At 35.0% G+C, this 14,337-nt stretch carries 14 protein-coding genes; 7 read left to right on the top strand and 7 right to left on the bottom strand.

Annotated features, from left to right (window positions below; all coding sequences use genetic code 11):
• Positions 1-58 precede the first annotated feature (58 nt).
• Positions 59-421 (top strand): MGMT family protein, encoded by a 363-nt coding sequence (locus IPI31_06385; GenBank protein ID MBK7567441.1) that lies wholly within the window; start codon positions 59-61, stop codon positions 419-421.
• Positions 422-634: 213 nt separating this feature from the next.
• Here IPI31_06385 and IPI31_06380 read toward each other — a convergent pair whose 3' ends face one another.
• From IPI31_06380 to IPI31_06370, 3 genes are read right to left on the bottom strand one after another with little or no spacing between them, the layout of a single operon-like run.
• Entirely contained in the window at positions 635-1,402 is a 768-nt protein-coding gene (locus IPI31_06380; protein MBK7567440.1) for a TPM domain-containing protein, read from the bottom strand.
• Positions 1,395-1,838, bottom strand: coding sequence for a TPM domain-containing protein (locus IPI31_06375; GenBank protein ID MBK7567439.1), 444 nt, complete (start codon positions 1,836-1,838; stop codon positions 1,395-1,397). Before IPI31_06375 ends, IPI31_06380 begins: the two co-directional genes overlap by 8 nt.
• A 3-nt stretch (positions 1,839-1,841) precedes the next feature.
• Positions 1,842-2,429, bottom strand: coding sequence for a LemA family protein (locus IPI31_06370; GenBank protein MBK7567438.1), 588 nt, complete (start codon positions 2,427-2,429; stop codon positions 1,842-1,844).
• 180 nt (positions 2,430-2,609) lie between these two features.
• On the opposite strand from IPI31_06370, the gene IPI31_06365 reads away from it, so the two are divergent.
• The 4 genes from IPI31_06365 (at position 2,610) to IPI31_06350 (ending at position 7,535) form a co-directional block, all read left to right on the top strand.
• Positions 2,610-2,966, top strand: a complete 357-nt coding sequence (locus IPI31_06365; GenBank protein ID MBK7567437.1) for a carboxymuconolactone decarboxylase family protein — start codon at positions 2,610-2,612, stop codon at positions 2,964-2,966.
• Between the two features lie 248 nt (positions 2,967-3,214).
• Positions 3,215-3,601 carry a four helix bundle protein gene (locus IPI31_06360; GenBank protein ID MBK7567436.1) on the top strand — a complete coding sequence of 129 codons (387 nt, stop codon included), beginning with the start codon at positions 3,215-3,217 and terminating at the stop codon, positions 3,599-3,601.
• 113 nt (positions 3,602-3,714) lie between these two features.
• Positions 3,715-6,528 (top strand): DNA polymerase I, encoded by a 2,814-nt coding sequence (gene polA / locus IPI31_06355; protein MBK7567435.1) that lies wholly within the window; start codon positions 3,715-3,717, stop codon positions 6,526-6,528.
• 20 nt (positions 6,529-6,548) lie between these two features.
• A complete protein-coding gene (locus IPI31_06350) occupies positions 6,549-7,535 on the top strand; it encodes a cation transporter (GenBank protein MBK7567434.1) in 987 nt (328 codons plus the stop codon).
• Here IPI31_06350 and IPI31_06345 read toward each other — a convergent pair.
• Genes IPI31_06345 through IPI31_06335 form a run of 3 tightly spaced genes read right to left on the bottom strand, consistent with a single transcriptional unit; the run spans position 7,532 to position 10,316 of the window.
• Complete coding sequence (locus tag IPI31_06345; GenBank protein MBK7567433.1) at positions 7,532-8,377, bottom strand: hypothetical protein; 846 nt, start codon at positions 8,375-8,377, stop codon at positions 7,532-7,534. The genes IPI31_06350 and IPI31_06345 overlap by 4 nt on opposite strands.
• 9 nt (positions 8,378-8,386) lie before the next feature.
• A complete protein-coding gene (locus IPI31_06340) occupies positions 8,387-9,076 on the bottom strand; it encodes a lysoplasmalogenase (GenBank protein ID MBK7567432.1) in 690 nt (229 codons plus the stop codon).
• Positions 9,063-10,316 (bottom strand): sterol desaturase family protein, encoded by a 1,254-nt coding sequence (locus IPI31_06335; protein ID MBK7567431.1) that lies wholly within the window; start codon positions 10,314-10,316, stop codon positions 9,063-9,065. Before IPI31_06335 ends, IPI31_06340 begins: the two co-directional genes overlap by 14 nt.
• Before the next feature lie 106 nt (positions 10,317-10,422).
• Here IPI31_06335 and ggt point away from each other — a divergent pair, with 106 nt between their 5' ends.
• Both ggt and IPI31_06325 read left to right on the top strand, forming a co-directional pair.
• Complete coding sequence (gene ggt / locus IPI31_06330; protein MBK7567430.1) at positions 10,423-12,147, top strand: gamma-glutamyltransferase; 1,725 nt, start codon at positions 10,423-10,425, stop codon at positions 12,145-12,147.
• A 66-nt stretch (positions 12,148-12,213) separates the two neighbouring features.
• Positions 12,214-13,119 carry a DNRLRE domain-containing protein gene (locus tag IPI31_06325; GenBank protein ID MBK7567429.1) on the top strand — a complete coding sequence of 302 codons (906 nt, stop codon included), beginning with the start codon at positions 12,214-12,216 and terminating at the stop codon, positions 13,117-13,119.
• Positions 13,120-13,122: 3 nt separating this feature from the next.
• Here IPI31_06325 and IPI31_06320 read toward each other — a convergent pair whose 3' ends face one another.
• Positions 13,123-14,034: a class I SAM-dependent methyltransferase gene (locus tag IPI31_06320; GenBank protein MBK7567428.1), complete on the bottom strand. Its 912-nt coding sequence runs from the start codon at positions 14,032-14,034 to the stop codon at positions 13,123-13,125.
• Positions 14,035-14,337: the final 303 nt, after the last annotated feature.

Genomic DNA, 14,337 nt, shown 5'->3' with positions numbered 1-14,337 from the left:
TTCCGTTGACTGATTTGAATAACAAAGGAGCAAAACCTATTTTTGATAAACAAATATTATGGCGGAATATTCGAATAAAGAAAATTTTTTTGATCTGGTTTGGCAGGTTGTGCGATTAATTCCAAAGGGCAGAGTAAGCAGTTATGGAGCAATTGCCAAATATCTCGGCACCGGATTAAGTGCCCGCATGGTTGGATGGGCAATGAACGCATCACACAATGCAAAACCAAAAGTTCCGGCACATCGTGTGGTAAACAGAAACGGATTACTCACCGGCAAAGCCCATTTTGTCCCTCCCGAAAAAATGCAATTGATGTTGGAAAAGGAAAAGATAAAAGTAAAAAATGATCAGGTGCTGGATTTTAAAAAATTGTTTTGGGATCCTGCAGCGGAGTTGGAGGATTTGGAATTGGGGAAATAAATTCAAATCAAACTATTATCGTTTATTTTTATTTATGGTTTTTGTAGCGCTACAAAATTTTGTGGTTCTACAAAAACCATAAATAAAAATTTGAGGACTCTCTTGCCTCCATATCAAATTGAAGTTTATTTTTCGTTAATCGAAAATTTCAATTCGAAGTAATAATCCCCAATGTTACAAACTGCCCACTGCCCACTGTTGACTGGCCACTCCCTACCAACTCCCTCCGGCACCACCGCCACCAAATCCTCCACCACCAAAACCTCCAAATCCACCTCCGCCACCACCTCCACCACTTCCACCAAATCCGCCAAATCCACCACCACCCCAATAAGTTGTGCCGCGACCGCCAAAAGTAGTTCCGCCATTTCCTCCGCGGAAAAATTTGGAGAGAATAAATAGGATAACGAAAATTAAAATGATAACTCCCAAAACATTTGGTTTGTCTTGAGAATTTCCCATTGGTTCACCATCATATGCACCGGTTAAATATTTTATCATTTCGGTAGTTGCAGCATCAATACCCCCATAATAATTATTTTGTTGAAATGCAGGAGTTAATATTTCGCGATAAATTCTGCTTGCACGTGCATCGGTAATATAAGATTCAGTTCCATAACCTGTTGCGATGAACATTTTTCTATCGTCAACGGCAACCAATAAAACAATACCGTTGTCAAGATCTTTTTGTCCAACTCCCCATTTCCTGCCTATTTTATATGCATAATCAGAAATTTCAAAATCTTCAATTGTTTTTATAATAATTACCGCAATCTGAGTAGAGGTAGAATCGTTGTAGGCAGTTAATTTATTCTCAAGATTTGCCTCTTCTCCAGCCGGAATAATATCCGCCAGATCATTCACTAAACGTGGCGGTACGGGCCTGTCGGGAAGCTGATCATCATTTTGAGCGTATAACGAAATATTTATCAGCGATAAAATTCCGATAATAAAAATTCCTGCAGATCTGCGTTTAATCATCGTGAAAGGATATTTCATCACTTACTTCATTTACATCGGCATGATGAAAAGGAAAGAAATGTTTTAGTTGTTCGCCACTTTCGTTTATTGCACCAATAATACCATTTAAAAAATCACCCTGCGAAAATGAGGATGCCATATTATTTTTAATAGTGTCCCAGAAATTTTCCGGGACACTATTATTTATTCCTTCATCGCCAATGATTGCAAATTTTTTATCTTTTACGGCAAGATATATCAATACTCCATTTTTTAATTCCGTTTTATGCATGTTTAATTTAGCAAAAATTTGTGTGGCGCGTTTAATTACATCATCCCCACATTTTTCTTCCAAATGCACACGAATTTCACCCGAGGTAGCCTTTTCTGCCTGCGCAATTGCATGCATGATCCTGGATTTTTCTTCTTCCGAAAAAAATAATTTAGCTGTTGGCATTATTTATTTATTGTCGCTGAAATCAACCTTCGGTGCAGTTTCTGCTTCCTCCGGTGCATCAAAAGTTGCACGGGTTTTCAGTCCGAAAATACCTGCGATCAAATTACCCGGAAATTTTCTAACTCTGGTATTAAAATCTTTTACTGCAGCATTATAATCTATGCGTGCAACATTAATACGGTTTTCGGTTCCTTCCAATTGTGATTGTAATTCCTTAAAATTTTGAGTTGCAGTAAGGGTTGGATAATTCTCCACTACCAGCAATAAACGGCTTAATGATGAGCTAACTGCCCCTTGTGCCTGATTAAAAGCGGCCATTTGTTCAGGTGTTGCGGTGGATGGATCAATATTTATACTGGTCGCCTTTGCACGGGCTTCCACTATTTCGGTAAGTGTGCTTTTTTCAAAATCAGCAGCTCCTTTAACGGTATTTACCAAATTATCGATAAGGTCGAGACGGCGTTTGTAGGTAGATTCTACATCTCCCCATTTCTGATTAACTACCTCATCGGCGCTAACCATTTTGTTGTATGCGCCAACAACGTATAAAACAATTATTACAAGAACGCCGATGCCGATCCAACGCCCCATGCGCGGATTAGCCTTAGTTGTGGTTGATGCTGGTGTAGTAGTTGCCATATTTTAGTTTTTTGTATCCGTAAAGATAGAATGAATTGTTAAAACATAGGATATGACGCAGTTTTACCACTAATATTTTAAACCGATTTTGTTCTTCCTCCCACAAACCCGAATTTTGACCAAAATACTGCTATGAGCGAACTTGTAAACGAATTTAACACCTACCGTTCCAAAATGAACGATGTGATCCTCGGCAAACAAAACAAAGTGATCAACCGTCTTTTCAACCTCGATACCAATACCTACGCCGAAGGAGCTCTTTCTGTAAAAACGAAGGAGATGTTGGGATTGGTGGCGAGTATGGTGCTGAGATGTGATGATTGTATAAAATATCATTTGGGCAAATGTCACGAACTAGGTGTTACAACTGAGGAAGTTTACGAGATTTTTGCGGTTGCAAATATCGTAGGGGGCACAATTGTGATACCGCACACTAGAAGAGGCGCTGAATTCTGGGAAGAGCTGCAGGCAGTGGGGAGTGGGCAGTGAGCAGTGGGCAGTTTGTAACATTGATAAATTTTTCTTCGAATTAAGAATCTAATTACGAATTTAAATTAACTCTACTTTTTGGTTGGTGCTTATGATTGTGGAGTGTTTGAGAAATTGATATTTTTTTTGAGTTATCCTTGAATTAATTAACAAAAATATAAAGTGTTTTCTATGACCTAAATTAATAAATTCAATTTATTCATTTTTATTATATTTACACCTATTGTTTAATCCTTAAAAACAAAATAATGGCTGATTTTAAAGACCTTTATGCTTATAAGAAAGGTTTCGAGTTGTCGATGGAAATATTTGAAATAACAAAAAAATTTCCCCCTGAAGAAAAATATGCATTAACAGATCAAATTCGGAGATCATCACGAAGTATTTGTGCAAATATTGCTGAAGCATTTAGAAAACGTAGATATCCGAATCATTTCATTTCTAAATTAACGGACAGTGATGCCGAAAATTCTGAAACTCAAGTGTGGTTAGAATTTGCATTTAATTGTAAATATATTAATGAAAATACCTTTAATGAATTGACACAAAAATCGATTGAAATTGGTAAACTATTAAGCGCAATGATTAAAAACCCAAATAATTATCTTGATAAAATAAAAATAAAGATGGATTAGATAATTTTACGGTCGACAAACTGCCCACTGCTCACTGTTGACTGCCCACTTGAAAATGTTAGAGGATAAAAAGATTCTATAAATTAATAATATATAAATATAAAAGTAAAAAAATGTCAAACAACAACGACGAAAAAAAACTCTACCTCCTCGACGCTTTTGCGTTAATATTCAGGTCGTATTTTGCCTTTGCGAAAAATCCGATCATTAATTCAAAAGGACAAAATACTTCTGCAATTCTGGGTTTTGTGAATACTTTGAATTTATTGATGAAAAAAACGAACTCGACACATATTGCAGTGTGTTTCGATTCTATGGAGATAACACAACGCGAGGAAGTATTTGCCGATTACAAAGCAAACCGCGCCGAAACTCCGGAAGATATCAAATTTGCCATTCCTTACATTAAAGCAATTGTTAGGGCTTTTAATATTCCATTAATAGAAAAACCGGGATATGAAGCAGATGATATCATCGGAACCCTTGCAAAAAAAGCAAAATCAGCGGGTTATGATGTGTATATGGTAACCATGGATAAGGATTACGGTCAATTGGTGGAGGATGGAATTTATATGTTCAAACCAAGTTTTACAGGAACCGGATTTGATACCGTGACACTTGAAGATATTTTAAAAAAATGGGAGATTACGGATCCGCTGCAGGTAATTGATATTTTAGGATTGATGGGAGATGCAGTGGATAATATTCCGGGAGTTCCGGGTGTAGGTGAAAAAACTGCTAAAAAATTAATAGCAGAATACGGAAGTGTGGAAGGATTATATGAAAATACAGATAAACTTAAAGGAAAATTACAGGAAAATGTAGTGAATTTTAAAGAACAGGCAATTATGAGTAAACATCTCGCTACAATTATGTTGGATGTACCTGTTGATTTTGAAGAAGATAAATTGATAATTGAAGATCCGGACAGAGAAAAATTAGCTGCGATTTTTCAGGAATTGGAATTCCGCAAATTAGGTAAAGATATTTTAGGAGAAGGATATAGTGTTAATGCAGAACAAAAACCTGAACAACTGGATCTGTTCGGTCAGCCAATTAAATCAACGGGAAATAAAAGTGAAATTCAAAACGAAAGGGATGAAGTTGTTGCAGGAAAAAATATCACCAATGTAGACCATAATTATATATTGGTTACCACCCCCGAACAACGCAAAGATCTGATAACACAACTCAATAATCAATCGATATTTTGTTTTGATACAGAAACTACAGGAATTGATGCAAACGTTGCAGAATTAGTAGGGCTTGCATTTAGTTGGAAGGAACATGAAGGATTTTATGTGCCCATTCCTGCAGATCAAAAAGAAGCACAAAAAATTGTAGATGAATTTAAAACAATATTAGAGGATAATACAAAAACCAAGGTTGCCCAAAATTTAAAATACGACTATTTAGCATTAAAATGGTACAATGTAAATGTTGCCGGCCCATTTCAGGATAGTATGATAGCGCATTATTTATTAGAACCTGAATTGCGTCATGGTATGGATTATCTCGCTGAAAATTATCTTGGATATTCTCCGGTGAGTATAGAAACGCTAATAGGAAAAAAAGGGAAAAATCAATTGAGCATGCGCGATGCTGATGTGGAAAAAGTGAAAGAATATTCTGCGGAGGATGCGGATATTACTTTACAGTTACATCATCTTTTTCAACCGATGCTTATTAAGGAAGAATTAAATACTCTGTATAATGAAGTTGAAATTCCATTGATAGAAGTTTTAGCTGACATGGAATTTGAAGGAATTAATCTGGATGTTCCTTTTTTACAGGATTACTCAAAATTGCTTGAAAAAGACATCGCCGAAGCTGCAAATAAGATATATGAAATTGCCGGAGTGCGTTTTAATATCGATTCACCAAAACAATTAGGGGAGGTATTATTTATTAAACTTAAAATTCCATACGAAGGCCAAAAAACTAAAACGGGACAACTTTCCACGGGAGAGGATATTTTAGCGAAACTGGAACATAATTATCCTATCGCAAGTTTATTATTAAATTATCGGGAATTACAGAAATTAAAATCTACTTATGTTGATTCGCTTCCATTGCTTATCAATCAAAAAACGAGCAGATTACACACCACCTTCGCTCAAGCTGTTGCTTCTAGCGGACGCTTGAGTTCCAATAATCCGAATTTACAAAATATTCCGATACGCACTGAAAGGGGACAACAGGTAAGAAAAGCATTTATTCCAAGAAGCAAAGAATATAAAATATTAAGTGCCGATTATTCACAGATCGAGTTAAGAATTATTGCAGCATTGAGTAATGACGAAGGAATGATTGATGCATTTAAAAAAGGAATGGATATTCACAGTGCAACTGCGGCAAGAGTATTTAATGTTCCGCTAAATGAAGTTACACGAGAAATGCGAGGAAGAGCAAAAGCTGTGAATTTTGGAATTGCTTATGGCCAAACGACATTCGGACTTTCTCAAAATTTAAATATTTCCAGAACTGAGGCTAAAGAAATAATTGATAATTACAACATGCAATTTCCAGGAGTAAAATCATTGATGGAAAGTAATATTGAATTTGCACGTGCAAATGGCTATACAAAAACTGTTTTGGGAAGGAAACGTTATATTAAAGATATTAACTCACAAAATAATACTGTCAGGTCGCAGGCAGAAAGGATTGCAGTAAACTCCCCTATTCAGGGATCAGCAGCCGATATGATAAAGGTGGCAATGATAAAAATTCATCACGCAATTAAAAAAGCGAAATTAAGATCTACAATGTTGCTACAAGTTCATGATGAATTGGTTTTTGATGTGCATGAAACAGAAGTGGAGCAATTAAAAAAATTAGTGGTGGACAATATGGTTAATGCAATTACCATAAATGTTCCAATCGAAGCGGAAGTTGGTATCGGAGATAATTGGCTGGAGGCACATTAATAATAACTTTAGGAGATCTGATGAGAAAAATAGAAAATGTAAATCTTCAAAAAATTGTACTCAGCGTTGCAATTCTCCTGTTGCTTGTAAAATTTACAGCCTATATCATTACACATTCCAATGCTGTTTTAACAGATGCCATTGAATCGATCGTAAATGTAGTAGCAGGTGCATTTGGATTATACAGTTTAATTCTCGCATCCAAACCACGCGACAAGGATCATCCCTACGGGCATGGAAAAATAGAATTTATTTCTGCCAGTATTGAAGGAAGTATGATATTAGTTGCAGGAATTATTATTGTTGGAAAATCTGTTTTTAATTTATTTTATCCTCAAAGCATTCAAAATATTGGATATGGTATTATTTTGATCTCTTTTGCAGGAACAGTGAATTTTTTACTTGGGCTTATAATGGAAAAAAGAGGTAAAAAAGCGCAATCACTTACTTTAATAGCCGGCGGGAAACATTTACAAAGTGATGGATGGAGTACAGCCGGATTACTTGTCGGATTAACACTTTTATATATTTTTCAATATGAATGGATAGACAGTGCGGTTGCAATTTTATTTGGCACTTATATTTGTTATGAGGGATATAAAATAGTAAGAAAATCGGTAGCCGGCATTATGGATGAATCAGATTCTGAACTTTTGGATTCAATAATTACAACGCTTAATAAGAACCGCGAACCCAATTGGATTGATATACATAATATGCGGGTTATAAAATACGGAGCAAATTTACACTTCGACAGCCATTTAACTGTTCCCTATTATTTTACTGTAAAAGAAGCACACGACGAATTAGAAAAAGTAGAATCCATTATTCATAAACATCATGAAACTTCCGACGAATGGTTCGTGCATATTGACGCATGTGTTCCACCCGACATGTGCAAAATATGTTTCAAATTTGATTGCGCAGTACGCCAGGCAGAATTTGAACAAAAAATAGAATGGAATTTAGAAAATGTGATCAGAAACAGAAAACATGGATTAACTTAATCAGCTAATCTTTTCGTCAGGTCAATTTTATCTGTTTGGATCACATCAGGGTCCTTATCCAAAACTTCCTTTAATCCTCCGCGAGTTCTCTCTCCATAAATAACAACCTTTTTACCGGCCTTTTTAGCCAACAATACCTGTTCGGCAGTAATATTTTTGTTCGCTACCACTAAACCATTAAAGTTGTTTGATAATACATATTTAAAATCATTTTCGAAGGCACCAATATCCTGCATAACTATAATCGAACTATCTAATAATTGAATTTGATTTAATACTCTTATATCGGATGTTTCAACAATTGCGGTTTTCTTAATATCGAATTCGTTTATAATTTTTACTAATTGTTCACTTATAACCTGCGCATACTTTTCTCTTTCAGGATCAACTTCTAACTTAATATTGAAATAAAAATATTTGGTATGCAAAAACTCATTAAAATGTGTAAGAATCTGCTCCAAAGAGGAAATGGAATGTTTTCCCTTAGAAAACATAGAAAAATCGCCGTGAAAATCGCATTTATTTAAATCGGCAACTAACTGTTCGCGAACAAGACCTTTGAGGTCGGTTTTATTATCTAAAATCTTATCGTGAAAAATTACTACTACATCATCTTTCGACAATTGAATATCCATTTCAATACCATCAGCCTCATCATCCATGATCGCCTTATCAAAGCTTGCGAGGGTGTTTGCCGGGAGCTGACTAAAAAAAGTTTCAAATCCTGAACCTCCATGGCCAATGATGACTATATCCTTATTATCACCTATGTCACTCTTGGCACTGCAACCAATAAAAGCGGCAAAAACGAAAATAGATAGTATGGATGTAATAAATTTCACGAATTAAGTTTATTCATTTTCAGGATCTTTAATATGCAATAATAACCCCGATGTAATTAAATATTGTGCAATGATATACGTACTCATAATTAACAAGGATCCCGAGGTAATTTCTTTGTAAAACCTATTAATTGCAATCATGGAATCGGATCCTATAAAAAATAAAGCGCCGGCAAAAACAAACAAAAAACTGTATTGACTTGTTCTGCCGTATCTATTTATAGATGCAATACACATTGCAGTAATTGCGATCGCATAAACGATCACAGGAATTTTCATATCACCAAGGTGAGGGAAAACCACAATTAACAGCCCCAATGCATAAATAACCGGAAATATCATTATCCACAGTTTCTGTTTAGGCAACCCTGGATTCTTAGTTGCATATTTCCTAAAACTCCAAATGTAAAATATATGGCCAATTAAAAATGCAGCAAGTCCAAACATAAAAAACTGTTCATACACATCAACATAAATCAGCAAAATGTCGCCCACCCAACAAAAAAACAGAGCTGCGATCAATGGAATTACATTTTTTAAAGTCTTTCTGCAATTTACAATAACATGAAGCATCAACATTGGCATCAGCAAATACTTGGATAACACAATATATTGTTCATTATCAGAAATCAGTGTGTAAATATGCACAATGGCCACTACCATATACAGATTCAGGAATAACTGGTTATTTATTTTCATGGGCCTTTTTTGAAAAAACATTTTTAAATGGTGTAAAAACAACCAGAGATATCAGATTGATTACAATAAGCACAAACAGATCATATCCCGAATAATTACTAATAATATTGTTTTGCAATAAATAATTATAGAAAAATACCGTTGTTACCAACCTGAATATCTCCACAAAAAATGCATTTCTGTTTGCCTCCAAAATTAATCCTGCGGCTGTTACCGAAAGCAGTATCAAAAGCATAAACAATATATTGGTCAAAAGATCAAAATTGTCGAACGAAAATAAAAAATAGGAAGTGAAAGTAAGTATTAATACAAACTGCGCAAATACATAATAATTTAAATAAACAGGGATTTTTGTATCGTATTTTACCGCTGTGTCGGGAGTAATTTCAGGCGCGAATTTCGGGCCACCGAGTTCTGCCGGAAGCCATCCGGGTGGAAGAAATAGTAGTTTTAGTTTATCGGTAAATTTATGTGTATGACTCAGATCTTGTGCGAGATTCTTCCAAAAATCCAATTGGGCTCTAAGAGGATTCCAGGTGTTTAAAGGTTTGGTGATACCGTAAATTACTTCCTCCTCTTCCTTTTGAAAAGTTCCAAATAATCTGTCCCAGATAATTAAAGTTCCCCCATGGTTTTTATCGATATATTTCGGATTTCTTCCATGGTGAACACGATGATGTGATGGAGTATTAAATATGTATTCAATAGGCGCTGGCAATAATTTTATTGTTTTTGTATGTATCCAAAACTGATACAAGGTTTGAAACTGGCTAACCACTATAAATAACACCGGATTAAATCCCAATAAAGCTAAAGGCAAATAAAAAAGAAAAGATCCAAATTTTTGAAATGCTCCTTGTCGTAAGGCCACACTTAAATTATACTCCTCGCTTTGATGGTGAACAACATGTCCACCCCATAAAACATTTACCTCATGTGCAAGGCGGTGAAACCAATAATAAAAAAAATCAACTGCTATAAATAAAAACACCCAGGTCAATATCGTATCAGGAACTGTGAAAAACCTATAATGATCAAACAACCAGAGGTAAATTCCAACTACAAAAGCTTTTAAAAATGCCCCTGTTACTTGTTCAGTAATGCCTGCATTAATATTAGTTAAAGCATCATTCAACCTGTAATAACCGGTTTTGTTGAGTTTGTCGAATAGAAGTTCTATTCCAATAAGGAGAAAAAAAACAGGAATAGAATAAATGATATAGTTTACAGCTTCAGGCATGCAATGACCAATTTTTTCATAAATTTCCCCCTCAAAAATAAGCATCTGTTGGTTATTTTTTCGGATGTCATTTTTATGCATTTCAAATATCCCTTATCTTCACACCATGCGTTTATTTAGTATAGTAATTGTATTCCTCCTCAGCTGTTCGTCGTCGTCGAATCAAACGGCTCAACAACAGCAACAAAATCCAGCAGACCAGTTTTTACAAGATCGCACGCATGGTGTTTTATCAGACTCTGCAATGGTAGTTTGTGCTCATCCCGAAGCAGCGGAAGTTGGTATGAACATTTTAAAGGCTGGAGGAAATGCGATCGATGCCGCAATCGCAGTGCAATTTGCATTAGCCGTTGTATATCCCAACGCCGGAAATTTAGGTGGCGGAGGATTTATGCTTTTGCGATTAAAAACCGGAGATATTAATGCACTCGATTTCAGAGAAAAAGCTCCTTCTGCATCCTCAAAAGATATGTTTATTAATAAAGCGACTGGAGAAGTGGACAGGGAAATAATTGAAACTTCTCATCTCGCATCCGGAGTGCCCGGCAGCGTTGATGGCATGTGGACCGCACATCAAAAATATGGATCCATGCCATGGGAAAAATTAGTACAACCAGCAATTGAACTTGCACAAAAAGGTTTTCCATTAACACAAATGCAGGCAGAGGATCTCAATGATCTTCAAAATGAATTAAAAAAATTAAATAAAGGGAAAAACTATTTTATTAAAACAAAATGGTTAGGTGGTGACTCATTAATTCAAATGGATCTCGCAAACACTTTAATTAATATTCGCGATAAGGGAAGAGAAGGTTTTTATAGTGGCGAAGTTGCAGAAAAGATAGAAATGGAAATGAAAACACATAATGGAATTATTTCCCTGAATGATTTAAAAAATTACCATAGTGTTTGGAGAACACCTGTTTCCGGAACTTATAAAAACTATAAAGTGATCAGTATGCCTCCACCTTCTGCAGGAGGAATTGCATTAATTCAGTTACTTAATATGATGGAAAATTATCCATTAAAAAGATGGGGATTTCAATCATTAAATGCAATACATATGATGACCGAAGCAGAAAAACGAGTGTATGCCGACCGAGCAACATGGCTAGGAGACCCTGATTTTACTAATGTTCCGGCGCAACAACTCACTTCAAAAAAATATACTTCGCAAAGAATGTATAATGTTGATACTATTAATATAATCCCTTCAAAAGATATTGCTGCAGGTAATTTTCCGGATTATGAAAGTGAGGAAACAACACACTTTAGTATAGTTGATCAATATGGAAATGCAGTTGCAATAACTACAACATTAAATGATAGTTATGGCTCTCGAATTGTAGTTGCCGGTTGCGGATTTATTTTAAATAATGAGATGGATGATTTTAGTGCTAAACCCGGTGAACCAAATTTATATGGATTAATTGGCGGAGAAGCAAACGCCATTGTTCCTAACAAAAGAATGTTGAGCAATATGACTCCAACCATTATTTTAAAGGATAATAATTTATTTATGGTGATAGGAACTCCCGGTGGTTCAACAATAATTACAAGCGTTTTTCAAAATATTTTAAACGTTATTGAATTTGATATGACCATGCAGGAAAGCATAAATGCTCCGCGTTTTCATCATCAATGGGTACCGGATGAAATTAAACTGGAAAACAATTTTGATAAAACTACCGCCGATGCATTAACAAAACAAGGGTATAAAATTGTTTTTCGCGCTCCCATGGGCAGGGTTGATGCCATTTTACTGTATGATAATAAAATGATGGAAGGCGGGGCCGATCCCAGGGGTGATGATGTTGCGTTAGGATGGTGAAATAATCATCAGAAGGGAAATGGAATGCTGATTAATTATCATTAAATAAAAACCCTGAAAAAAACTATGAAACCACTAAAAGTTTTGATCATTTTCTTCTTATGTAATAGTATAATGTCGAGCCAGACAATAATTACCCTCCAACCCGGGCCGACGGAGGGCAAAGATGTTAAAATATGGAGTAATGAAAATACAACCAATTTCGGTGATGACACTGAATTAAAAGCAAATGCATGGACATGGAGTGGCAACGCAGGTAATGAAAGAGCACTTTTACAGTTTGATCTTTCCGAAATTCCGCAACAATCAGAAATTTGTTATGCAAAACTGAGTTTATATTCAAATTCTGAAGCGTCTTCACAAACAAATTCACAACTTTCGGGAACTAACGAAACATATCTTTGCAGAATTACTTCTGCTTGGGAAGAAGATATTGTTACCTGGGACACGCAGCCAACTTTTACAGAGGTTAATCAAGTTACCTTGCCGGTTTCCACAGCAGATTATGAAGACATTCTTGACATTGATGTTACTGAGCTTGTAACTGACATGTATAATGATCCTGCCAACAGCTTTGGTTTTATGCTAAAGCTTGTAAACGAAGACTTTTATAGAAGGAGACTTTTTGCATCAAGCGATACTGACGATCCAACACATTATCCTAAACTTGAAATTTGTTATAATTCTACTATAGGAATCGCAGATAATTCAGGATTAACTTTAAATATTTTTCCAAATCCTATAACACAAACGATAAATATTGAATTAAATTCACTTGTAATGGAGAGGTGTGAAATCAGAATCATTGACTTACAGGGTGAAATACTTTATACCCAATATTATAATACATTTTCTTCAGGCAGCGAATTAATTACAATAGGAGAAGAAGTGACTGCTAAAATAATGGGATGTGCTATCGTATCAATAATTTCAGATCAAATTCAGATAAATAAATTTGTAACAAAATTATAAGGTTCATTTTCTGGCAATAACCAATAAACGATCACCATTGCGGTTGAATAATTTCGTGTAGGGATAATTAAGCAGGTGTATTAAATATTTGATCTTATATTCTATACCACCACCTTTCATATTTAACTCTGCGGGTTTTTTAATTCTATTTACTACCTGAACATCAGTAAATGATTTAAGAAATAATGCCTTAATAGTTTTAGGTGTATATTCGTATAAATGGTATGGATTATCATAAAATTTTTTCCTTTTACCAAGTATTTTATAAAATAAAACCGCAAAATAAGTTGAAAATAAATTAAAAGTAGAAGGCACTATTACCACAGCAATTCCTCCCTCCTTTAAAATAGAATGCATGTTGGATACAACTGCTGCCGGATGGGCAAAATGTTCGAAAACATCGCCTCCATAAACACAATCCCATTTACCCTTTTGACTCTCAAGATTGATATTTTCGAAGTTCCCGCAAATTGCATCAATATCAAATTTTTCTTTTGCCTTTAAGACAGCAGATTCTGAAAATTCGATTCCGGAAACTTCCATACCCATTTGTTTAGCAGCAGCTAAAATATGACCCATAGCAAATCCAATTTCAAAAATATTTTTTGTATCCGGTTTAAATTTCAGAATGTTATTTTTAATAACCTGTATTCTATGTTCCATGGTAAGCTTATCCTTACTTTCTTCATAAGTTTGGTTGATCTTATTAAGGCCATGTTGTCCTGTCTCAAAATACTCGTCGCTATATAACATTCCCAATTCCAATTCATCGGGTTTAGGATCTAATGTAATAAGAGAACATTGATTACACTTTTTGAGGAAAAATTCTTTATTGTTCCATTTATAATAAAAAGGAGAATTATGGAACTTTGTATTCCCACAATTTTCACAATGCAAATTATTGGTTTGTCCCATTTGTGCTGCTTAAAAAAAACAAATATAGACGAAAATTTCAATTTGATTCGGCAGTCGTAATCATTGTTCCAACCAAATTTCGGTAGTGATCTGAATTTTCAAGTACTGTTAAACAGTTTCCTCCAACAACCAAAAAAATCCGGGCATCACAAAGTTCACTTCTGGATAGTTATATATAATTTGTGAGATTAGCAAAGTAAATAACAGGTTTCAAACTCCGGTTTTCTCATATAAAACAAAAAAATCAGCAGGAAAGTCAAGTGCAAAAAGGCTTTCATTCATCTAATGTTTTATTTTTGTGCT

Source organism: Bacteroidota bacterium (assembly GCA_016706865.1).
Lineage (GTDB): Bacteria > Bacteroidota > Bacteroidia > Chitinophagales > BACL12 > UBA7236.
This window is presented reverse-complemented; position numbering and strand designations above follow the sequence as displayed.

Coding starts and splice junctions, on each gene's coding strand:
- IPI31_06385 (MBK7567441.1), top strand. CDS start 59: ATGGCGGAATATTCGAATAAAGAAAATTTTTTTGATCTGGTTTGGCAG.
- IPI31_06380 (MBK7567440.1), bottom strand. CDS start 1,402: ATGATTAAACGCAGATCTGCAGGAATTTTTATTATCGGAATTTTATCG.
- IPI31_06375 (MBK7567439.1), bottom strand. CDS start 1,838: ATGCCAACAGCTAAATTATTTTTTTCGGAAGAAGAAAAATCCAGGATC.
- IPI31_06370 (MBK7567438.1), bottom strand. CDS start 2,429: ATGGGGCGTTGGATCGGCATCGGCGTTCTTGTAATAATTGTTTTATAC.
- IPI31_06365 (MBK7567437.1), top strand. CDS start 2,610: ATGAGCGAACTTGTAAACGAATTTAACACCTACCGTTCCAAAATGAAC.
- IPI31_06360 (MBK7567436.1), top strand. CDS start 3,215: ATGGCTGATTTTAAAGACCTTTATGCTTATAAGAAAGGTTTCGAGTTG.
- polA (MBK7567435.1), top strand. CDS start 3,715: ATGTCAAACAACAACGACGAAAAAAAACTCTACCTCCTCGACGCTTTT.
- IPI31_06350 (MBK7567434.1), top strand. CDS start 6,549: ATGAGAAAAATAGAAAATGTAAATCTTCAAAAAATTGTACTCAGCGTT.
- IPI31_06340 (MBK7567432.1), bottom strand. CDS start 9,076: ATGAAAATAAATAACCAGTTATTCCTGAATCTGTATATGGTAGTGGCC.
- IPI31_06335 (MBK7567431.1), bottom strand. CDS start 10,316: ATGCCTGAAGCTGTAAACTATATCATTTATTCTATTCCTGTTTTTTTT.
- ggt (MBK7567430.1), top strand. CDS start 10,423: ATGCGTTTATTTAGTATAGTAATTGTATTCCTCCTCAGCTGTTCGTCG.
- IPI31_06325 (MBK7567429.1), top strand. CDS start 12,214: ATGAAACCACTAAAAGTTTTGATCATTTTCTTCTTATGTAATAGTATA.
- IPI31_06320 (MBK7567428.1), bottom strand. CDS start 14,034: ATGGGACAAACCAATAATTTGCATTGTGAAAATTGTGGGAATACAAAG.